Annotated in this window: 19 protein-coding genes; 2 read left to right on the top strand and 17 right to left on the bottom strand. The window is 64.5% G+C overall.

The window, feature by feature from the left end:
* Window positions 1-62: 62 nt before the first annotated feature.
* Window positions 63-1,376 (bottom strand): guanine deaminase, encoded by a 1,314-nt coding sequence (gene guaD / locus MRY80_RS14275; RefSeq protein ID WP_293291700.1) that lies wholly within the window; start codon window positions 1,374-1,376, stop codon window positions 63-65.
* Window positions 1,373-2,599 (bottom strand): urate hydroxylase PuuD, encoded by a 1,227-nt coding sequence (locus tag MRY80_RS14270; protein ID WP_293291699.1) that lies wholly within the window; start codon window positions 2,597-2,599, stop codon window positions 1,373-1,375. The genes guaD and MRY80_RS14270 overlap by 4 nt, the downstream gene beginning before the upstream one ends.
* Before the next feature lie 241 nt (window positions 2,600-2,840).
* On the opposite strand from MRY80_RS14270, the gene MRY80_RS14265 reads away from it, so the two are divergent.
* Complete coding sequence (locus MRY80_RS14265; protein ID WP_293291698.1) at window positions 2,841-3,677, top strand: class II glutamine amidotransferase; 837 nt, start codon at window positions 2,841-2,843, stop codon at window positions 3,675-3,677.
* A gap of 84 nt (window positions 3,678-3,761) precedes the next feature.
* Window positions 3,762-4,157: a DUF3775 domain-containing protein gene (locus MRY80_RS14260; RefSeq protein ID WP_293291697.1), complete on the top strand. Its 396-nt coding sequence runs from the start codon at window positions 3,762-3,764 to the stop codon at window positions 4,155-4,157.
* 6 nt (window positions 4,158-4,163) lie between these two features.
* Here MRY80_RS14260 and MRY80_RS14255 read toward each other — a convergent pair whose 3' ends face one another.
* The 15 genes from MRY80_RS14255 to fdhF form a co-directional block, all read right to left on the bottom strand.
* Window positions 4,164-5,060, bottom strand: a complete 897-nt coding sequence (locus tag MRY80_RS14255) for a DMT family transporter (RefSeq protein ID WP_293291696.1) — start codon at window positions 5,058-5,060, stop codon at window positions 4,164-4,166.
* 48 nt (window positions 5,061-5,108) lie between these two features.
* A complete protein-coding gene (gene hypF / locus MRY80_RS14250) occupies window positions 5,109-7,424 on the bottom strand; it encodes a carbamoyltransferase HypF (RefSeq protein WP_293291695.1) in 2,316 nt (771 codons plus the stop codon).
* A gap of 4 nt (window positions 7,425-7,428) precedes the next feature.
* Window positions 7,429-8,466 carry a hydrogenase expression/formation protein HypE gene (gene hypE / locus MRY80_RS14245; protein ID WP_293291694.1) on the bottom strand — a complete coding sequence of 346 codons (1,038 nt, stop codon included), beginning with the start codon at window positions 8,464-8,466 and terminating at the stop codon, window positions 7,429-7,431.
* Entirely contained in the window at window positions 8,463-9,608 is a 1,146-nt protein-coding gene (gene hypD, locus MRY80_RS14240) for a hydrogenase formation protein HypD (protein WP_293291693.1), read from the bottom strand. Before hypD ends, hypE begins: the two co-directional genes overlap by 4 nt.
* A complete protein-coding gene (locus MRY80_RS14235) occupies window positions 9,605-9,859 on the bottom strand; it encodes a HypC/HybG/HupF family hydrogenase formation chaperone (RefSeq protein ID WP_293291692.1) in 255 nt (84 codons plus the stop codon). Before MRY80_RS14235 ends, hypD begins: the two co-directional genes overlap by 4 nt.
* Before the next feature lie 10 nt (window positions 9,860-9,869).
* Window positions 9,870-10,652: a hydrogenase nickel incorporation protein HypB gene (gene hypB, locus MRY80_RS14230; RefSeq protein WP_293291691.1), complete on the bottom strand. Its 783-nt coding sequence runs from the start codon at window positions 10,650-10,652 to the stop codon at window positions 9,870-9,872.
* Complete coding sequence (gene hypA / locus MRY80_RS14225) at window positions 10,652-10,993, bottom strand: hydrogenase maturation nickel metallochaperone HypA (protein WP_293291690.1); 342 nt, start codon at window positions 10,991-10,993, stop codon at window positions 10,652-10,654. The genes hypB and hypA overlap by 1 nt, the downstream gene beginning before the upstream one ends.
* Window positions 10,986-11,459, bottom strand: a complete 474-nt coding sequence (locus MRY80_RS14220; protein ID WP_293291689.1) for a hydrogenase maturation protease — start codon at window positions 11,457-11,459, stop codon at window positions 10,986-10,988. The genes hypA and MRY80_RS14220 overlap by 8 nt, the downstream gene beginning before the upstream one ends.
* Window positions 11,460-11,465: 6 nt before the next feature.
* Window positions 11,466-12,908 (bottom strand): Ni/Fe hydrogenase subunit alpha, encoded by a 1,443-nt coding sequence (locus MRY80_RS14215; RefSeq protein ID WP_293291688.1) that lies wholly within the window; start codon window positions 12,906-12,908, stop codon window positions 11,466-11,468.
* A 16-nt stretch (window positions 12,909-12,924) separates the two neighbouring features.
* Window positions 12,925-13,494 (bottom strand): NADP oxidoreductase, encoded by a 570-nt coding sequence (locus MRY80_RS14210; RefSeq protein WP_293291687.1) that lies wholly within the window; start codon window positions 13,492-13,494, stop codon window positions 12,925-12,927.
* Window positions 13,487-14,218 carry a 2Fe-2S iron-sulfur cluster-binding protein gene (locus tag MRY80_RS14205; protein WP_293291686.1) on the bottom strand — a complete coding sequence of 244 codons (732 nt, stop codon included), beginning with the start codon at window positions 14,216-14,218 and terminating at the stop codon, window positions 13,487-13,489. The genes MRY80_RS14210 and MRY80_RS14205 overlap by 8 nt, the downstream gene beginning before the upstream one ends.
* Complete coding sequence (locus MRY80_RS14200) at window positions 14,215-16,017, bottom strand: NAD(P)H-dependent oxidoreductase subunit E (protein ID WP_293291685.1); 1,803 nt, start codon at window positions 16,015-16,017, stop codon at window positions 14,215-14,217. Before MRY80_RS14200 ends, MRY80_RS14205 begins: the two co-directional genes overlap by 4 nt.
* A 487-nt stretch (window positions 16,018-16,504) precedes the next feature.
* The gene (locus MRY80_RS14195) at window positions 16,505-16,729 is read right to left on the bottom strand and encodes a formate dehydrogenase subunit delta (RefSeq protein ID WP_293291684.1); all 225 of its coding nucleotides are present in this window, start codon (window positions 16,727-16,729) and stop codon (window positions 16,505-16,507) included.
* Window positions 16,719-17,534, bottom strand: coding sequence for a formate dehydrogenase accessory sulfurtransferase FdhD (gene fdhD / locus MRY80_RS14190; protein WP_293291683.1), 816 nt, complete (start codon window positions 17,532-17,534; stop codon window positions 16,719-16,721). The genes MRY80_RS14195 and fdhD overlap by 11 nt, the downstream gene beginning before the upstream one ends.
* 4 nt (window positions 17,535-17,538) lie before the next feature.
* A complete protein-coding gene (fdhF, locus tag MRY80_RS14185; RefSeq protein ID WP_293291682.1) occupies window positions 17,539-20,415 on the bottom strand; it encodes a formate dehydrogenase subunit alpha in 2,877 nt (958 codons plus the stop codon).
* Between the last annotated feature and the right edge of the window lies 1 nt (window position 20,416).

Below are 20,416 nucleotides of genomic sequence, written 5' to 3'. Positions count from 1 at the left end.
CGCCTTCCCTTCTTGACCGGTCATCTTGTTGTATTCTCGCCGGCCCTGAACTTGTCCCTGGTTTAGGCCTTGTCGCGCCGATGCGCTGTGACACCTGACACAATGGTCGCAGCCACGGCCCGATCGTCGCCCATCGTCTGCATCAGGAACAACTCTTCCGAAAGGGTCGAGACGGTCTCGGCGCGCAGCGCCATGCCGGGATTGGACGCAACGTCGAGAACGACGAAATCGGCTTCATAGCCCGCTTTCAGCTTGCCGATGCTCGTCTCCATGCCGATAGCCTGCGCATTGCCGAGTGTCGCCTGGTAGAAGGAACGCAGCGGATGGTAGCGCTGGCCCTGCAGGTTGAGCACCTTGTAGCCCTCGTCCAGCGTCCGCAGCATCGACCAGTTGGTGCCGCCGCCGATGTCGGTCGCAACGGCGTGGCGAACATGCGGAGAAACCGACCGCATCTTGTCGAGATCGAACAGGCCGGACCCGAGAAACAGGTTGGACGTCGGACAGAAGACCGCGACGGAGCCGCTTTCCGACATGCGCGCGATCTCGCGCGGACCCTGATGAATGCAGTGGCCAAACAGCGTCTTCGGTCCCATCAGGCCGTAATGGTCATAGATGTCGGTGTAGTCCTTCGACCAAGGGAACAATTCGGCGACCGTGGCGATCTCGCGGTGATTTTCCGACAGATGCGTCTGCACGATGCAGTCCGGGTGTTCTCGCGCCAGGGCCCCGGACATCTCCATCTGAGCTTCGGTCGACGTCAGTGCGAAACGCGGCGTCACCGCCACCTCGACGCGCGCCTTGCCGTGCCACTCGGAAATCAGCGCCTTGGTGTCGTCATAGCCCGACTGCGGCGTGTCCGTGAGCGGTTCCGGCGCGTTGAGATCCATCATCACCTTGCCGGCGATCATGCGCATGTCCCGAGCCACGGCAGCGCCGAGCAACGCGTCGACCGAGCCCTTGTGCACGGACCCGTAGGCGACCGCCGTCGTCGTGCCATGCGCCAGCAACATGTCGAGGAACCGGCCCGCCATGCTCTGCGCATGCGTCGGGTCGCCGTATTTCTGCTCCTCGACGAAGGTGTAGGTGTTCAGCCATTCCAGCAGGCTGCCCGCATAGGAGGCGACGACCTGGCCCTGCGGGAAATGGATGTGGCAGTCGATGAACCCCGGCACGATCAGATGCGGGCGATAATCCGAGTAGTCGTCCGATCGGAATGCCTCCGGCAGGTCGGACCAATCCCCCGACCAGGCAATCCGGCCATCCGCGACCGCGATCGCGCCGTCTTCGACATAGTGGAAGGCGGCCGTGTCCTCTGCACCCTCCGGCTCCCGATCGAACCAGAGGAGGCGGCCGCGAAAGAGACCGGTCGCGCTCACGTGTCCCCGCGCGACCTGTACCAGCGCACCAGCGTGGCGCGCTCTTCCGGCGGAATGTCCGTGACATTGCCGGGCGGCATGGCGTGGCTGACACCCGCCTGCAGATAGATTTCACGGGCATGGTTGGCGATGCTTGCATCCGTGTCGAGCAGCACGTGCTTCGGCGCCCAGTGGATGCCGTCCCAGGCGGGTTCCGCGGCATGGCACATCGAGCAGCGCGACATGACAACGTCTCGCGCTTCCTCGAAATGCGCGGACGCCATCATACGCTCCGCCGAGCGCGTCGGCAGGGCCGCCTCCTCGTCGACATGGCGCATCGGGTTCGTCGACAGCCAGATGATGAGAACGAAGATGATTCCGCTCGCCAGCCACGTCCAGTAGGGCTCGCCCTTGCGGGCATGCGTGGAGTTGAAATAGTGGCGGATCAGCACGCCCATGATGAAGATCAGCGATGCGATCACCCAATTGTACGGCGTGGCGAAGGCCAGTGGATAATGGTTGGAGAGCATCAGGAAGATGACGGGCAGCGTCAGGTAGTTGTTGTGCAGCGAGCGCTGCTTCGCCGCCTTGCCGAGTGACGGATCCGGCTTCTCGCCGGCCTTGAGCGCGGCGACGACCTTGGTCTGGTTCGGGATGATGATGAAGAACACGTTCGCCGTCATGATCGTCGCCGTGAAGGCGCCGAGATGGACGAAGGTCGCGCGGCCGCTGAAGATGTGCGTGTAGCCCCACGCCATGAAGACCAGCAACACGTAGAGCAGCAGCATCAGCCCTGTGTCGCTCTTGCCGATCGGCGATTTGCACAGGCGGTCATAGACGATCCAGCCGATCGTCAACGACAGAAGCGAGATCACGATCCCGCCCCAGGCCGGCACGTCGAGCACGTTGCGGTCGATGAGGTAGAGATCCGCGCCCGCATAATAGAGCATCGCCATCAACGCCGCGCCGGACATCCATGTGGCGTAGGATTCCCATTTGAACCAGGTCAGATGCTCCGGCATCTGCGCAGGCGCGACGAGATACTTCTGGATGTGATAGAAACCGCCGCCGTGAACCTGCCACTCCTCGCCATAGGCGCCTTCCGGCAGTTCCGGCCTTTGGCGCAGCCCGAGGTCGAGCGCGATGAAATAGAAGGAGGATCCGATCCAGGCGATCGCGGTGACGACATGCAGCCAGCGCGCGGCGAAGGTGAGCCAATCCCAGGCAATGGCGAAATCGAGCAAGGCAGTGTCCCCTTTAACGGGACTAGCATGCCGATCGGATTTCTAAAGGCAAGAGTTTATTGCGGCGCAACATCGACTCCGATGCGCCATGAACGCACCGGCCAATGCGCCCGTCCCACAATCAGGACGCCCCATTCCGCAACGGGACGCTATGTGCCCGAGGAAATTGTTGATATCGCTCAACGCACAGCCGAATATGGCACGCCAAATGACGGCGTCCTGAATCAATGGAGACCACACCGTGTGCCGCCTATACGCCATGCGCGCGACAGAACCGACCCGCGTCGAATGCAGTCTCGTCCATGCGCAAAACGCGCTCATGCAACAGAGCATCGGCGACGCGGAGGGCCTGGCCCACGGCCATGGCTGGGGCGTCGCGGACTATGCCGACACCGTTCCGTTGATCGAGAAGCAGACCTGGGCGGCCTGGCACGGCGAACATTTCCGCAAGACCGCGGCCCGCGTCTATGCGAAGACCGTCGTCGCGCATGTGCGCCATGCGACGGTCGGCGGCCACTCCGTCGAGAACACGCATCCCTTCCGAAACGGACGGTGGATCTTCGCCCATAACGGCACCGTTCCCCATTTCGCGGACGTGCGCGATCTGATGATCGAGCACATCGATCCGGTGTTGCGCAACGACATTAAGGGCGTGACCGACAGCGAGCACATCTTCTACTATCTTCTCTCCCTGCACATGCGTCACCCGGAAACGCCGCTGCAACAGACCGTGGGCCGCGGCCTGCAACGGATCATCCAGTGGTCGCAATCGGTCCAGGTCGAGGAACCCCCGGCCCTCAACATCGTCCTCACCGACGGTGAACAGCTTGTCGGCTCGCGCTACGGGCGGACGCTCTGGCACCTTGTCCGCACCGAGGTCACCGTCTGCGGCATTTGCGGACGCAAGCATGTTCAGCACGAAAGCGGGCAGGACTATCGCGCCATCGAGATCGCCTCCGAACCGATCAGCGGCGAGAACTGGAAGCCCTTTGCCGACGGGGTCGTCTACTCCATCGACAAGGACTTTCATTTCAGCATCGAGCCGATTCTGCAGGCTGCCGGCGCCGCAGCCGCGTGATCGCGCGCGCTTGACTGAAATCAAGGGAAACGGCCGGACGCGCTCTAAGCTCCGTCCACCGCAATTGAGAAAGTGGAGGGTCCGATGGCCGATATCGCAGTCGACAGCGGAGAACTGGAAAACCTGATCCTTCGGATGCGCGCGCTCATGGCGCGTGAGGAAACCGACATCTCCGATCCCGGCGGAAACCCCACCGACGACGAGATCCCGGCAGCACTTCAGGAGCAGTCCGGCGACCTCACCCGCGCGGAACTCGTGCAGGAGATCGAAGGCCTCAATGACGACCAGCAGGACGCTCTCGTCGCGCTCTACTGGATCGGTCGTGGCGATGCCGAGCCGCAGGAATGGGACAGCACCATCGCGCTTGCCCGCCAGCGCCACGAGGGTTCGACCGCCGATTACCTGCTGTCCCACCCGCTGGTCCCCGACCAGATCGAGGAAGGCTGGGAGAAGATGCGCGAATCGGGCGAACTCGACTGAGCAGCCTCAGGCCGCTCGCGTCCGCGCCCGTCTCTGGCCGATGATATTGTAGAGGTTGCCGGCCAGGATCAGCGCGGCACCCGCGAAGACGGCGAACTCCAGCGGTTCGCCGTAGACGATCATACCGATCACGGCGATCACCGGCAGGCGCGCGAATTCCATCGGCGCGACGATGGTCGCCGGCGCATGGCGCAGCGCATTGGTCAGGCACAGATGCGCGGAAAGTCCGGCGACGCCGACGAGGATGATCCACGGCGTCATGCCGAGCGAGAACATCGTCACGCCGCCGGGCGCCGCCAGCGCGAAGCCCATCACCGCCTGGCTTGCCGTCATCCAGAACAACACGCTCAGCGTCGTGTCCGTGCGCATTAGCTTCTTGGTGAAGATCGTGTTCATCGCGAAGCCGATGGAGGCGCCGAGACCGGCGAAATGGCCGAGATCGAGCGGTGCGATCCCGGGCCGGGCGACGACCAGCACGCCGACAAAACCGATCAGCGCGCCGATGAACTTCGCCCGGGTCATGCTCTCGCCCAGCATCAGTGGCGCGAGCAACGCGACCCAGATCGGGCTGCTGAATTCAAGCGCCACCAATTGCGCGAGCGGAATGACGGTGATGCCGTAGAACCAGAGGTTCTGGCCGGTGAAATGAAACAGGTTGCGCAGCACATGGAGGCCCGGCCGGGTTGTCTTCACCTGCCTGAAACCGTCCGAGGACATGGCGATGATCGCGCAGACGAGGATGAACCCGACCACAGAGCGATAGGCCATCAGCTCGAACGTGTTCAGTTCGGACTGGATCGCGCGCCCGGACACCGCCATCGAGACGAAGGAGGCGTGCGCCCCCACCATCCAGAGGACGGCGGTCAGAACGGATGATCGCGGAGGAGTGGCGGACGAAGTCATGGCCGCCCGTGCTTAGTGGCAAGCCGCCTCGCCGCCAAGCAGAATCCGCTATTCCCCTTGGTCACTTACGGCGGCGACGACCGCCTGGCCCAGCGACAGGCCGCCATCATTGGCCGGCACGCGCGACTGCGTGAGAACCTCAAAACCCCGTTCGGTCAATGCGCCGTGCAGGGACTCGAGCACGATGCGGTTCTGCATGACGCCGCCGGACAAGGCGAGGCGTGTGATACCGGCCGCTTCGGCGATCGCCGTCGCGACGCGTGCAAGCATGTCCGCGAGGCCCAGATGAAACCGCGCGGCGATCACGCCTGTCTCCACGCCTGAGTTCAAATCGTCGATCACTGCCGCCCATAAGTCATGCCACGCGATGATTCGAGGTCCGCCCTCCGCCTCCACATCGATTGAATAGGGGCCTGCATGCCGGAGGTGCGGCGCAGCTAGCGCCTCGAGTGCCATCGCCGCCTCGCCCTCATACCCCTGCCGATCCGGACAGACACCAAGCGCGGCGGCCATCGCGTCAAACAGACGTCCTGCCGAGGAGGAAAGCGGTGCATTCACGCCCTGGCGGATCATCTGCTCGATCATCGCGACCGGCCTTTCTGCCAACATGCGCGCAACGGTGGTCCCGGCAATCCGGCCTTGCCAGTCCTCACCGAAAGCGGCGGCGAGATGCGCCACCGTATTGCGCCACGGCTCGCGCATCGCCTGGGCGCCACCCGGCAGCGCCACAGGCGCGAAATGCCCGACCCGTTGGAATCCGCCATAGCCGCCGAGAAGGATCTCACCGCCCCAGATCGTCTGGTCGGTTCCGAGACCCAGGCCGTCGAGGACGATACCGAGCGTCGCGTCATCGGCCGGCTCCATGCCATGCTCCGCGAGGCAACTCGCAAGATGCGCATGATGATGCTGCACGCGCACGAGCCTCGCGCCGGTCTCCTCGGCCAGCGCCTCGCCCCACCGGGTGGAGTGATAATCGGGATGCAGATCGACCGCGACACATTCGGGTTCGAAGCGAAAGGTGTCCCGAAAAAGCCCGATCGCCTTGCGGTAATCGGCATGCGTCGCTGCCTCTTCCAGATCGCCGAGATGCTGTGAGACGATCGCCTGACCGTCCTTCAACAGGCAGAAGCTCGACTTCAATTCGCCGCCCATCGCCAGCAGAAGCCGGGCATGGGAAAACCCGCTGGCCAGCGGCAGAGGGTCCGGCGCCAATCCGCGTGCCCGGCGCAGGATCTGCGGGCCAGGCTTGTCAAGCCGCATCACGGAATCGTCCAGCCGATTGACGATGTCGCGGTCATGCATGAGCCAGCAATCGGAGATCCCGGAAAGCCGGGCGCGGGCATCCTCATTGGCGGTCGCCTGAGGCTCTTCGGAGAGATTGCCGCTGGTCATCACCAAAGGCCCCTCCACCGCCGCCATCAGGAGATGATGCAGGGGCGTGTAGGGCAGCATGACGCCGATGCGGCCCTGCCCCGGCGCCACGCTCGGAGCGAGCATGTCTTCGACTTTGTCGAGAAGCACGATCGGGGCAGCGGGCCCTCCCAGCAGCTCCAGTTCAGCAGGAGAAATTGCGCAGAAGCCCGTGATCTGACTCACGTTTCGCGCCATCACCGCCAGCGGCTTGCTCTCCCGGCGCTTGCGCCGGCGCAACTCCGCAACAACCCCCTCGTTTCGCGCATCGCATGCCAGGTGGAAGCCGCCGATCCCCTTGATGGCCGCGATCCCGCCCGCGGTCAGCCGCTCCGCCACCTCGGTGATCGGATCGTCGCATTCGATCGGCCCTCGCCTGTCCTCCAGCCACAGTTGCGGCCCGCAGACCGGGCAGGCATTGGGTTGGGCGTGGAACCGGCGATCCGCCGGATCGCCATATTCCGCCGCGCACTCCGCGCACATCGTGAAACCCGCCATCGCGGTGTTCGCGCGGTCATAGGGGATCGCCCGGATGATCGAGAGCCGCGGTCCGCAATGGGTGCAGTTGGTGAAGGCGTAGCGGTAGCGCCGGTTGGCGGGATCGAAGATCTCGGCGAGACATTCCGGACAGGTCGCCGCGTCCGGCACGACCCCGGTGGAGACCGCCCCTTCCCGGCTTTCGACGATGCGAAAATCCGGATAGGGCGGCGCGCCGCCCAACGCCTCGCGCTCGATGGCGTCAATCCGTGCCAGCGGCGGCGGTGCCTCGCGCAGGCGCCTGAGAAAACTCTCCAGCGCGGCCGCCGCGCCCCACGCCTCGATCACCACTCCGGCGCCGTCATTCAGCACCTGGCCGGCCAGCCGGTCGTCCCGCGCCAATCGCCAGACATGCGGGCGAAAGCCGACGCCCTGCACCACGCCACGAACGCGAATTCTCCACCCGACAACCGGCAAGGCGTCAGCAGATCCGCGGCAATTGCTCGCCGGCGATCCAATCGACGAGCCGGCTGCCGCCGAAGCTGGTCGTCATCTGCACCATGCTGGCGTCGTCCTCGCGCACATGCCCGATCAGCGCCGCGTCGCGCCCGAGCGGATGCGCCCGCATGACGCCGAGCAACGTCTCGGCATCCTCCGACGCGCAGAAGCAGACCAGCTTTCCCTCATTGGCCACATGCAGCGGATCGAGGCCGAGCAGTTCGCAGGCCGCGGCCACGTCCGGCTTCACCGGGATTGCCGCCTCGTCCAGCAGCATGCCGACCCGCGCCGCATGCGCGATCTCGTTCAGCGTCGCCGCCAGCCCGCCACGAGTCGGATCGCGCAGCACCGCAATGCCCGGCACCGCCTCGATCATGGCGCCGACCAGCCCGTGCAGTGCGGCCGTGTCGGACCGGATCTCGGTCTCGAATTCCAGGTTCTCGCGTTTCGACAGGATCGCGACGCCATGATCGCCGATCGATCCCGACAGCAGGATCGCCTGTCCCGGCTTCGCCCGCGAGGCCGAGACATGCACGTCTTCAGGCACCACGCCGAGGCCGGTTGTGGTGATGAATACCCCGTCGCCCTTGCCCTTTTCGACGACCTTCGTATCCCCTGTCACGACCGGCACGCCAGCCTCCTCGGCGGCGCGCGCCATCGAAGCGACGAGGCGGTCCAGATCGGCGAGCGGAAACCCCTCCTCGAGGATGAATCCGGCCGTCAGGTAGAGCGGTCGCGCGCCGCTCATCGCGATGTCGTTCAGCGTGCCATGCACGGCAAGCGCGCCGATGTCGCCCCCCGGAAAGAAGAGCGGCGAGATCACGTGCCCGTCCGTCGCCATGACGAGCCGCCCCTGCGGCATGTCAAACAGCGCGGCGTCGTCGCCCTCGTCGAGGATCGGATTGGAAAGGTGCCGGCGGAACAGATCACGGATCAGATCCGCCATGGCCCGTCCGCCGCCGCCATGCGTCATGTCCACTCTGCCGGAGAGGCGCGCGGAAGCCCTGTCGGCGAAGGTCATGCGACTTCCGCTTCCCGCACAGGCGCCCGGAACCGGCCGTAGGTCCAGTAGGCCGCGCAGGCGCCTTCCGATGACACCATGCAGGAGCCCATCGGATTGTCCGGCGTGCACACCGTGCCGAACAGCTTGCAGTCGGTCGGCTTCTTCACGCCGCGCAGGATGGCGGGGCATTCGCAGGATTTCGTCTCGCGCGACTGCTTCTTGGAGATGGCGAAGCGCCTCTCGGCGTCGAATTCGCCATAGGCATCACGGATGGAAAGCGCGCTGTCGGCCACAGCGCCCAGCCCGCGCCACTCAAAGCTCGGGCGCAATTCGAGCACCTTGTCCACCAGTGCCTGCGCCTTGCGGTTGCCCTCGCGCGTGACGACGCGGGTGTATTCGTTCTCCACTTCGGCGCGGCCTTCATTGACCTGGCGGATCAGCATCAGGACGGACTGCATGACGTCGAGCGGCTCAAAGCCCGCGATCACCACCGGCTTGGCATATTTCTTCGCCGCGGCCTCATAGGGCGCGGACCCGATCACCGCGCTCACATGCGAGGGCCCGAGAAAACCGTCGATGCGCGCCGGCCCGCCCGGCGCGAAATCCGGCGAGTCCAGAATGTGCCCGATCGCTGCAGGGGTCAGCACATGGTTGCAGAAGACGGAGAAATTGGTGAGCCCCTCGGCCTGCGCCTGCAGGATCGCGACGGCGGTCGGCGGCGTCGTGGTCTCGAACCCGATCGCGAAGAACACCACCTGCCGGTCCGGATTGTCGCGCGCGATCTTCAGGGCGTCCAGCGTCGAATAGACCATGCGAATGTCCGCGCCGTCGGCCTTGGCGCGGATCAGCGAGCGTTGCTTCGTGCCCGGCACGCGCATCATGTCGCCATAGGAGCACAGGATCACGCCCTGCTTCTCGGCCAGTTCCACGGCGTCGTCGAGCCGCCGCACCGGCAGGACGCACACCGGACAGCCCGGCCCGTGCACGAACTCGACATTGTCGGGCATCAGGTCCTGAACACCATAGCGAAAGATCGCGTGGGTGTGCCCGCCGCAGAATTCCATGAAGTGATAGTCGCGCTCCGGCAGCGCCTCCTGCACGATCTGCCGGGCGAGCTTGTCGGCGAGCGCCCGGTCGCGGAACTCGTCGACATATTTCATGCCGCGCCCTCGCCCATTTCGGCCAGTTCCTCCTGAAGAATGCCGGCCTCGGCCATCAGGGCCAGCGTGCGCTGCGCCTCCTCCTCGCTCAACCGATGCAGAGCATAGCCGACATGGATCAGCACGTAGTCGCCGACCGCGACCTCGTCGAGCAGCGCCACGGAGATGCGCTTCTTCACGCCCTCCAGCGCGACGACCGCCATCTCGCCCTCTTCAAGGGCCGTGACCTTTGCCGGGATCGCAAGACACATGCCGCCGCTCCTATTCCGCCGCCGTGCCGAGCGGATGGCCGGCCAGCACCATGCCCCGCGCAGCCATCAGCCAGGCGATCCAGCTGTCCATCCCGCCGCCCGTGCGCGCCGAAACCTGCAGGACCTTGATCTGCGGATTGACCTTTCGGGCATTGGCGACGGTGGCGGCGATGTCGAAATCGAGATGCGGCAGCAAATCCGTCTTGTTGAGGAGGACGAGATCGGAAGCTGCGAACATGTCGGGATATTTCAAAGGCTTGTCCTCGCCCTCGGTGACCGAGAGGATGGCGACCTTGTGCGCCTCGCCGAGATCGAATGCGGCCGGACAGACGAGATTGCCGACATTCTCGATGAACACCACGGAGCCTTCGACGGGCGCCAGCGTCTCCAGCGCATGGCCGACCGTGTGCGCGTCGAGATGGCAGCCCTTGCCGGTGTTGATCTGCACGGCCGGCGCGCCCGTCGCGCGGATGCGGTCTGCGTCGTTGGTGGTCTGCTGGTCGCCTTCGATCACGAAGCTCTGCAGCCGCCCGCCCAGCAATTCGATGGTCTTCACCAGAAGCGCGGTCTTGCCCGAGCCGGGGCTTGAGACGAGATTGAGCGCCAGCACGCCGCGATCGGCAAAAAACGACCTGTTTTCAGACGCATAGGCGTTATTCTTGGCAAGAATGTCCAGTTCGAGCTGCAGCGTGCGATTGTGATCGCCATGGTCATGATCGTGATGGTGATGATGGCCATGCGCCGACCCTTCGATTCGGGCGCCGTCGCTGCCGCATCCGCACGTCGTGCACATCAGTTCACCTCCAGTTCCTTGATCCGCAACTCATCGCCGCTCGTCACCTTCAGATTGTGCGAACCGCAATTCGGACACGGATCGAACCTTTCCTCGATACTCGCTTCCGTGCCGCAGTCGAGGCAAGTCGCCCGCACCTCGGTCTCGATGATGTCCAGCGCCGCGCCTTCGGCCAGCGAATTGCGCATCACCACGTCGAAACCGAACTTCAGTGCCTCGATCTCGACACCGGCCAAGGGCCCGATCTCGAGACTGATCCGCCTCACGCCCGAAAAATCCTGCGCACGCGCCTGTTCCTTGATCAGGTCGAGAATGCTCTCGCAGATCGACATCTCATGCATGGACGCTGACCGGTCGGCTGAGTGTATCCTCATACCAGGAGAGAAAGAAGGCCTTCGCCGCCTCGAGGTTTGCCTCGGCCCTGCCCGACAGCCCTTCCCAGACCTCGCCGAACTCATAGCCCGATATGCCCAGCACATAGGCCTCGGGCGTTCCGCCATAGAGCGTGTCGGCGAGCGCCAGAACGGTCTCCGGGCGCAGACTGTGACTGCCCAGCACCTCCGGCCGGCCCGGCGCGACGCGTTCGAAGCGAAACGGTTCGCCTGAACCGATCAGCGCATCGGCGAAGACCACAAGGTCCCGGTCGGCGACCGCCAGCGCATGTTCGGCGACAAGCTGGTAGTCCGTATCGACGTCCAAGCCCGCAAGCGCGCGCGCCGACATCGCCTCGGAGAAGGCCGGCCCGAGGCCGTCATCGCCGCGCCCGGGATTGCCGTAGCCGATCAACAAGGCTTTCCGGATTTCCAAGTCACCTCACATGCACTGCGCCTGACGGTCGACCAGCGTCCCGTCGGCGTCGAAGAGCTCGACCTGCAGGGGCATCTGTCCAAGCGCATGCGTGGCGCAGGACAGGCAGGGGTCATAGGCGCGGATCGCCACTTCGACATGGTTGAGCATGCCTTCGGTGATCTCTTCCTTGCCCGACAGATGCTTCACCGCGACGTCCTTCACCGCGCGATTCATGCCCTCGTTGTTGTGGGTCGTCGAGACGATCAGGTTGCAATAGGTGACCTGGTCGTGCTCATCGACCCTGTAGTGGTGGATGAGATTGCCGCGCGGCGCCTCGATCACGCCCACGCCCTCGTCGCGACGATCGCCCTTGGCGACGAGATCGGTGCCCTGAAGATCGGGATCGTTGAGGAGGTCGCGGATCTTCTCCACGCAATGCAGCACCTCGATCATGCGGGCCCAGTGATTGGCGAGCGTCGAATTGTTCGGCGAACCGCCAGTCACCGCCTTCAGGTCCTGATGCGCCTTGTTGGCGAGTGGTGTGTCGATATGGCTCGCCGTGTTCATGCGCGCGAGCGGCCCGACGCGATACCAGCCCGCTTCCGGCCCGAGTTCCTTGATGAACGGGAATTTCATGTAGGACCAGGAGCGTACGTCCTCGATCAGCACCTCATGATATTTCGGATAGGGAAGCTGATCGAAGATCGCGCCACCATCCGACCGCACCGCGCGCAGATTGCCATGATAGAGGTCGAGCGCGCCGTCATCTTCGCGCACCAGCGACATGTAGTTGGAGGGGAACGTGCCGAATTCGGCGATCAGGTCCTCGTGCTCCAGCGTGTAGTCGCGCGCGAGATTGAGCGCATCCAGCGCCCAGGCTTCCATCTCGTCGATCGTCTTGAGAAAATGATCGCGCTGTTCGATCGACAGGTTGCGGTTGATGCCGCCCGGAATGGCGCCAGTGCCGTGTACCTTCTTGCCCGCCGTCGCCTCGATGATTTCCTGCCCGAACTTGCGCATGAGCACGGCGCGCTTGCCCAGTTCCGGCTGCTCCTTCAGCACCTCGAAAATGTTACGCTTGGCCGCCGGCGCGCCGAAGCCGAACAACAGGTCTGGAGCCGCCAGATGGAAGAAATGCAGCACATGGCTCTGCATCACCTGACCGTAATGCATCAGCCGGCGCATCTTCTCCGCCGTCGGCGGCAACTGGTCGACGCCGGCGATCATGTCCATGGCTTTCGCCGCGGCGAGATGGTGGCTGACCGGGCAGATGCCGCAGAGCCGCTGCACGATCACCGGCACTTCCCACATCAGCCGGCCGCGAATGAAGCGCTCGAAACCGCGGAACTCGACGATGTGCAGCCGCGCCTCGTCGACCTCGTTGTCGCGGTTGAGGTGGATGGTGACCTTGCCGTGCCCTTCGACACGGGTCACGGGGGAGATCTCGATCAGTCTTGGTTCGCCCAATGTCTCTCTCCAGCCGTCAGTCGAACTTGATCATTTCGCGCTCGAAACCGCGGAACTTGCCCGTGAGCAGCTTCGCCAGCGTTTCGAAGATGATGTCGCCGGTCGGCGCGCAGCCCGGGATCTGGTAGTCGATCTCAACGACGTCCGAACAGGGATAGACCTCGTCGAGCAGCAGCGGCAGCGCCGGGTCGTTCGGAATGTCGTGCGTCGTGTTCCGGATGTAGCGGCCGGTGATGTAGGCCTCTTCCAGGCATTCGCGCAGCGGCGCGTCCGAATGCATGATCGCGTTGCGCATGGCCGGCAGGCCGCCCATGATCGCACATTGGCCAATCGAGATCAGAATATCGCAATTGCGCCGGAAATCATGCAGCACATGCACGTTCTCCTCGTTGCAGCACCCGCCTTCGATGATGCCGATGTCACAGCGCTTGGTGAAGCGCTTGATGTCGGTCAGCGGCGACCGGTCCACCTCGACCAGTTTCATCAGCTCGATCAGCCGCTCGTCGATGTCCAGGATCGCCATGTGGCAGCCGAAGCAGCCCGCCAGCGACGCCGTGGCGATCCGGGCCTTGGGAAGCTCAGTCATGGCGCTTCTCCTCGATCTCGTGGCCGATCAGCCCCTTGTCGAATTCGCGCTCGCCGATCGGCGTCACGAAGCCGACACGCTTGCGGATGATGCAGCCGACCGGGCACACTTCCTCGGAGATCGCGTGATCCGTCACCTTGGCGTCGGTATGCGCCAGGTTCTCGCCATTGACGGCGACGCGCCGATGAATTCCGCGACCGACATAGCCGAAGACGCCCTTGCCATCGACGTCCTGCGAAGCGCGAATGCAACGGCCGCAACTGATGCAGCGATTGGTGTCGAGCGCGATGTCGGGATGCGACGCGTCGAGCGCCCGGCAGGGCTCAAGGTAGGGGAACTTGGTCGGCTCGACCATTTCCAGCCGGTAGGCCATGGCCTGCAATTCGCAATTGCCGCTGGCCTCGCAGATCGGGCACAGATGGTTGCCCTCGTGGAACAGCATTTCCACCAGGTCGCGGCGCAGCTTGCTCAGATGCGGCGTTTCGTTTTCGACCGCCTGGCCCGGCGCTGCCGGCTGGGTGCAGGCCGCGACGCTGCGCCCGCCCGCCTTTACCGTGCACACCCGGCACCCGCCCTGGTGGCGCAGCCCCTCGTGGTCGCAGAGGCGCGGAATGTAGACACCCGCCTCGTCGGCGGCTTCCATGATGGTCTGGCCGGCATGCGCCGTCACCTCGACACCGTCGATGGTGAAGGTGAAGCCGGTCTCTTTCTCCGTGCCGCTCATTGACTGAAATCCTTGTCGAAGATGTAGGACCGCCGCTTGGCGATTCTGCGGGCGTCATCGATCGCCGACTGGATGTCGAACGTCGCCCGGATCCGGTCCTTCGACGGCTTGGTCATCGCCGAATAGACCAGCGGGAAGTTCTTCAAGGTGGTCAGGATGGGATTGGGCGAGGTCATCCCCAGCCCGCAGCGGCTGGTCTCGATAATTGTCCCGGAAAGCTCCTTCAGGTACTCGATGTCCTCGGCATTCGCGAGGCCCTTGCGGAATTTCTGGATCGCCTTCTGGAGGAACACGTTCCCCACCCGGCAAGGCGTGCAGTAGCCGCAGCTCTCATGCACGAAGAACGACATGTAATATTCGACGATCTCCAGGATGTTGCGCTCGCCGGAAAAGACGATCACCGCGCCGCCAGTCGCCAGGTCGTCGAAGGTCAGCCGCCGATGGAAACTGTCGCGCGCGATCATCGTGCCGCTCGGACCGCCCACCTGTACGGCGGCGGCGTCTTCGTCCCCGACCATCTCCAGAAGCTCCCAGACGGTGTGGCCGTAGGGCAATTCGTAGATGCCGGGATTGAGGCAGTCGCCGCAGACCGACAGAAGCTTGGTGCCGTGGCTGCCTTCCGTCCCCATAGCGTGGAACCACTCCGCCCCGCGATCGAGAATGCGCGCGGCGTGGCAGAACGTCTCGACATTGTTGACAACGGTCGGATAGCCAAGATAGCCGCGATTGACCGGAAAGGGTGGCCGCGTCTTCGGTTCGCCCGGCAGCCCCTCGCAGGAACTGATCAGCGCCCCCTCCTCGCCGCAGATATAGGCACCGGCGCCGAGCTGGATGCGAATGTCGAAGTCGAAACCCGCGACCCCGAGAATGTCCTTGCCGAGCAGCCCGCGCCGTCGCCGCTCCGCCAGCACGCCTTCCAGCAGCTTGCGCAGATAGACATATTCGCCGCGCAGATAGAGGATGCCTTCCTTGGCGCCGACGGCCCGGGCGGCAATCGTCATGCCCTCGAACAAGAGATGCGGACGTTCCGTCAGCAGGACCCGGTCCTTGAAGGTGCCGGGTTCGCCCTCGTCCGCATTGCAGAGCACGAAGGTCTTTTCCGCCTTTTCGCTCGCCGCGAAACGCCATTTCCTGCCGGTGGTGAAGCCCGCGCCACCGCAGCCGCGCAGGCCGCTGTTTTCGACCGTGGTGATGATCTGCGTTGGCGTCAGGCCGACGGCCTTGCCGAGGCCTGCCTCTTCCGGAACCGGGCCAAGCAGCACCTCGCCGGCATGGCGGATGTTGTTGTCCACCATGCGCGTGGCCTGCTCATGGGCCGTCAGGTCGTCGAAGCGCTCGTTCACAAGTTTCGAAGGCGACGTTCCCGCCTTCAGCGCCTCGGCGGCAGACCGCGCCGTCTCGGCGGTGAGCTTTGTCAGGACGACATCGTTGACCATCGCCGCCGGTGCCTGGTCGCACATGCCGATACAGGGCGTGTACTCCAGCGAAAAGGCGCCGTCATTGGAGGTTTGCCCGACCTTGATGCCGAGCACCTCCTCGAACGCCTTGGCCACTTCTTCCAGCCCGGCATAGCGATCGACAATGTCGTTGCAGAGCCGGATCGTCACGCGCCCCTTCGGGGTCTGCGACAGGAAGGAGTAGAAGCTGGCGACACCCTCGACCTCGATCCGTGACAGGCCCGTCTGGCGGGCGACAGTCTCCATCACCTTGGGCGAGATCCAGCGGAACCGGTCCTGCACGTCGAGCAGGATGTCGAGCATCCGGTGACGATCGTTTGCGTAGGTTTCGCAGATCTCCACGATCTGCTCCTGGGGTATGGATGGCACCGAAACGGCAGGGCCGGTCAATTCAGCTGATTGGGCATCTGTGGACATGCTGTCTTCGCTGCTCCTGAACCGCTTGCACCCGCATCGGCCGTGCAAGCCCCGCCGGGAACGGGACTTCGCATCGCAACATTCCAGCCGGTGACACCGGGCGAGGAACGTTCACACGACCGCGACCACGCACCATCACGATCCGGGTTGAATCCCCCGCTCCAAACATCGGAGCGCCGAATATTGGCGAAAAAGCCGCTTCATCATGGATGATTCCGGCTTATGCACACCTCGGCATGATCGCTACTTCCCTTTCGGGCAGAACTTTTGATTTGGCCGCTGACCGCACTTCACACCGGTTCCGGCCAAGCTTCAAGCCTTCGCAATGCAAAAAAACAGGCGGACGCGGGAATGCGCCGCGGCACGACGGCACATTCCGTTACGTCGCCAATTGTCTGGCGCGGTCAGATTGTCAGGCGTTTTCGCGAACCGGGCGGATACGGTCCGCGGCTTCTAGCACCAGGGGATCGAGCCCCTCGCCGCCTTTCGCAAGGGCGTCGAACAACTGGGCGCGCATTCGTGGCTCCCAGAAATTGGAGATGTGCTCGGCAACGCCGACCACGCCCTCGTCATGCGGCTTCGACCTGAAGAAGGTGGCGATCTGGTTGGCCATGCGAACGAGTTTGTCAGGCGACATCGGCAATCTCTCCATGGGCGATCCGGCGCGGATGCGTGAAGATTTCGTGGTCCTCGTCGCGAACGACGGCGACGAGCGTGACATTGGCGTCTTGCGCCGTGCGCACCGCAAGCGCGGTCGGCGCGGAAATGGCGAGCACGATCGGAGCGCCGATCGCGGCCGTTTTCTGGATCATCTCCAGCGAGACCCGGCTGGTCAGCAGAACGGCGCCCTCGCCCGCATCGACATCCGAGCGCGCAAGCGCGCCGGCAAGCTTGTCGAGCGCGTTGTGCCGGCCGACATCCTCGCGCGCGAATACCAGGCCGCTGCCCGGTGTCCAGAACCCGGCGGCATGCACGGCCCCCGATTCGGCGTTCATCGGCTGAACCTTCGTCAGCTCTGCCATGGCGCGGGCGATGTCGTCGGCCGCGAGCTTGAAGTCGCTGTCGACGGCGCGGCGCGGCTTCACGGCTTCCGCGATGCTCTCCACCCCGCACAGACCGCATCCGACCGGACCAGCCATGGCGCGCCGGCGCTTCGCCAGCCTCTCGCCGATCTCGTCGCTGACGCGGATCTGGAGATCGACACCGTCCTCGACCTCGACAACCTCGAGCTGTTCGATGTCGCTGGCGTCAGCGACCAGCCCCTCGTTCAGCGCAAACCCGACGGCGAAATCCTCCAGATCGGAGGGCGTCGCCATCATCACGGCTTGGGTCACGCCATTAAAGGACAGCGCCACCGGCGTTTCCTCGGCGAGCATCCGCGGGCCGGAGCCCGCGCGTCCGGCGCGCCGATATTGCCGCTCATGGGGTCGCAGCGACCGCATCGGGTTACTCGGCCGGCTCCGCATGGAGGATGCGGCGCGACTGCTTCGCCTGTTCCTCATACTCGACCTGCCATTCCGTCGGTCCGTTCGACGGCGTGACCTGCACCGCGGTCACCTTGTATTCCGGGCAGTTGGTCGCCCAGTCGGAGAAATCGGTGGTGATCACATTCGCCTGCGTGCCCGGATGGTGGAACGTCGTGTAGACGACGCCCGGCGCGACGCGGTCGGTGATCAGCGCACGCAACGATGTCTCGCCTGAACGGCTTGCGAGCCGCACATAGTCGCCGTCGCGGATGCCGCGCTGTTCGGCGTCATGCGGGTGGATTTCGAGGCGGTCCTCGTCATGCCACATCACGTTCGCCGTCCGCCGCGTCTGCGCGCCCACATTGTACTGGCTGAGGATACGCCCGGTCGTCAGCAACAGCGGGAAGCGCGGGCCGGACTTCTCGTCCGTCGCCACATATTCGGTGACGATGAACTTGCCTTTGCCGCGCACGAAGCCGTCGACATGCATCACCGGCGAGCCTTCGGGATTTGCGTCGTTGCAGGGCCACTGCACCGAGCCCTTCTCTTCCAGCAGGTCGTAGTTCACGCCGGCAAAGCTCGGCGTGGTCGCTGCGATCTCGTCCATCACCTGGCTCGGATGGGTGTAGGTCCAGTTCGCGCCCATCGCGTTCGCCAGCATCTGGGTGATCTCCCAGTCGGCATAGCCGTTCTTCGGGCTCATCACCTTGCGAACCCGGTTGATGCGGCGTTCGGCGTTGGTGAAGGTGCCGTCCTTTTCAAGGAAGGTCGAACCCGGCAGGAACACATGCGCGTAGTTGGCGGTCTCGTTCAGGAAGAGATCGTGCACGATCACGCATTCCATCGCCGCCAGACCGGCCGCGACATGCTTCGTGTCCGGATCGGATTGCAGGATGTCCTCGCCCTGGATGTAGATGCCCTTGAACGTGCCGTCGACGGCCGCGTCCAGCATGTTGGGGATGCGCAAACCCGGCTCCGACGAGATCGTCACGCCCCACAGGCTCTCGAAGATGTCGCGCACCTCCGGCTTGCTGACATGCCGATAGCCCGGCAACTCGTGCGGGAAGGAGCCCATGTCGCAAGAGCCCTGCACGTTGTTCTGGCCGCGCAGCGGGTTCACGCCGACACCCGGCCGGCCGATATTGCCGGTCAGCATGGCAAGATTGGCGATCGCCATCACCGTGGTCGAACCCTGCGAGTGCTCGGTGACGCCGAGACCGTAATAGATCGCGCCATTGCCGCCGGTCGCATAGAGACGCGCCGCGCCGCGGATTTCGGCAGCCGGCACGCCGGTCATCGCCTCGGTGGCTTCCGGCGAATTCCGCGGATCGGCGACGAAGGCGGCATAATCCTGGAACTCGTCCCAGTCGCAGCGCTCGCGGATGAAGGCTTCGTCCATCAGCCCTTCGGTGACGATCACATGCGCCAGCGCGGTCAGCACGGCGACATTGGTTCCGGGCTTCAGCGGCAGGTGATGCGCCGCCGCGACATGCGGCGTACGCACGAGGTCGATGCGGCGCGGATCGATGACGATGAGCTCGGCGCCCTCGCGAAGCCGCTTCTTCAGCCGCGAGCCGAAGACCGGATGGCCGTCGGTCGGGTTCGCACCGATGACGATCACGACGTCCGTCTGCTCGACGGAGTCGAAATCCTGCGTGCCGGCCGACGTACCGAAAGCCTGGCCGAGGCCGTAGCCGGTCGGCGAATGGCAGACGCGGGCGCAGGTGTCGGTGTTGTTGTTGCCGAACACGGCGCGCGTCAGCTTCTGCACGAGGAAGGTCTCCTCATTCGTGCAGCGCGACGAGGTGATCACGCCGACCGATTCCTTGCCGTAATCTTTCTGCAGGTTTTTCAGCCGGTTGGCGGTGAAACTCAAAGCCTCTTCCCAGGAGACCTCGCGCCACGGCTCGTCGATCGTGTCGCGGATCATCGGATTCAGGATGCGGTCCTGGTGGTTGGCGTAGCCCCAAGCGAAGCGGCCCTTCACGCAGGAATGGCCGCGGTTCGCCTTGCCGTCCTTGTAGGGCACCATGCGCACCAGTTCCTCGCCGCGCATTTCAGCCTTGAAGGAGCAGCCGACGCCGCAATAGGCGCAGGTCGTCACGACCGAATGTTCCGGCTGGCCGATCTCGATGACCGACTTCTCGGTCAGCGTCGCCGTCGGGCAGGCCTGCACGCAGGCGCCGCAGGAGACGCATTCGGAAGACAGGAAGTCCTCGTGCATGCCCGGCGAGACACGGCTGTCGAAGCCCCTGCCCTCGATGGTCAGCGCGAAGGTGCCCTGCACTTCCTCGCAGGCCCGCACGCAGCGCGAGCAGACGATGCATTTCGACGGATCGTAGGTGAAATACGGGTTCGACTCGTCCTTCGGCATCCAGCGCATGTTCGGCTGGTCGCCGGAACGCGCCGTCACGTGGCTGTCGCCCTCGTAGCCGTAGCGCACGTCGCGCAGCCCGACCTCGCCGGCCACGTCCTGCAGCTCGCAATCGCCATTGGCCGCGCAGGTCAGGCAGTCCAGCGGATGGTCGGAGATGTAGAGCTCCATCACGCCGCGCCGCAGCGACTTCAACTGCTCGGTCTGGGTGTGGACGACCATGCCTTCAGTCACCGGCGTGGTGCACGAGGCCGGCGTCCCGCGCCGTCCCTCGATCTCGACAAGGCACATGCGGCACGAGCCAAAGGAATCGACCATGTCGGTGGCGCACAGCTTCGGCACCTTGATGCCGGCCTCCATCGAGGCGCGCATCACCGACGTGCCTTCCGGCACCGTGACGTCGAAACCGTCCACGGAGAGCGTGATCATCTTCTCCGCCCGTGACGCGGGCGTGCCGAAATCCGTTTCTTGAATCAGGCGCATG

Source organism: Oricola sp. (assembly GCF_022763245.1).
Classification (GTDB): Bacteria; Pseudomonadota; Alphaproteobacteria; order Rhizobiales; family Rhizobiaceae; genus Oricola.
This window is presented reverse-complemented; position numbering and strand designations above follow the sequence as displayed.

Bases quoted from the DNA above. Each gene is read 5' to 3' on its own strand.
- MRY80_RS14235 (WP_293291692.1), bottom strand. From the start codon at position 9,859: ATGTGTCTTGCGATCCCGGCAAAGGTCACGGCCCTTGAAGAGGGCGAG.
- hypD (WP_293291693.1), bottom strand. From the start codon at position 9,608: ATGAAATATGTCGACGAGTTCCGCGACCGGGCGCTCGCCGACAAGCTC.
- hypB (WP_293291691.1), bottom strand. From the start codon at position 10,652: ATGTGCACGACGTGCGGATGCGGCAGCGACGGCGCCCGAATCGAAGGG.
- hypE (WP_293291694.1), bottom strand. From the start codon at position 8,466: ATGACCTTCGCCGACAGGGCTTCCGCGCGCCTCTCCGGCAGAGTGGAC.
- fdhD (WP_293291683.1), bottom strand. From the start codon at position 17,534: ATGCGGTCGCTGCGACCCCATGAGCGGCAATATCGGCGCGCCGGACGC.
- MRY80_RS14205 (WP_293291686.1), bottom strand. From the start codon at position 14,218: ATGAGCGGCACGGAGAAAGAGACCGGCTTCACCTTCACCATCGACGGT.
- hypA (WP_293291690.1), bottom strand. From the start codon at position 10,993: ATGCATGAGATGTCGATCTGCGAGAGCATTCTCGACCTGATCAAGGAA.
- MRY80_RS14260 (WP_293291697.1), top strand. From the start codon at position 3,762: ATGGCCGATATCGCAGTCGACAGCGGAGAACTGGAAAACCTGATCCTT.
- fdhF (WP_293291682.1), bottom strand. From the start codon at position 20,415: ATGCGCCTGATTCAAGAAACGGATTTCGGCACGCCCGCGTCACGGGCG.
- MRY80_RS14255 (WP_293291696.1), bottom strand. From the start codon at position 5,060: ATGACTTCGTCCGCCACTCCTCCGCGATCATCCGTTCTGACCGCCGTC.
- MRY80_RS14210 (WP_293291687.1), bottom strand. From the start codon at position 13,494: ATGACTGAGCTTCCCAAGGCCCGGATCGCCACGGCGTCGCTGGCGGGC.
- MRY80_RS14195 (WP_293291684.1), bottom strand. From the start codon at position 16,729: ATGTCGCCTGACAAACTCGTTCGCATGGCCAACCAGATCGCCACCTTC.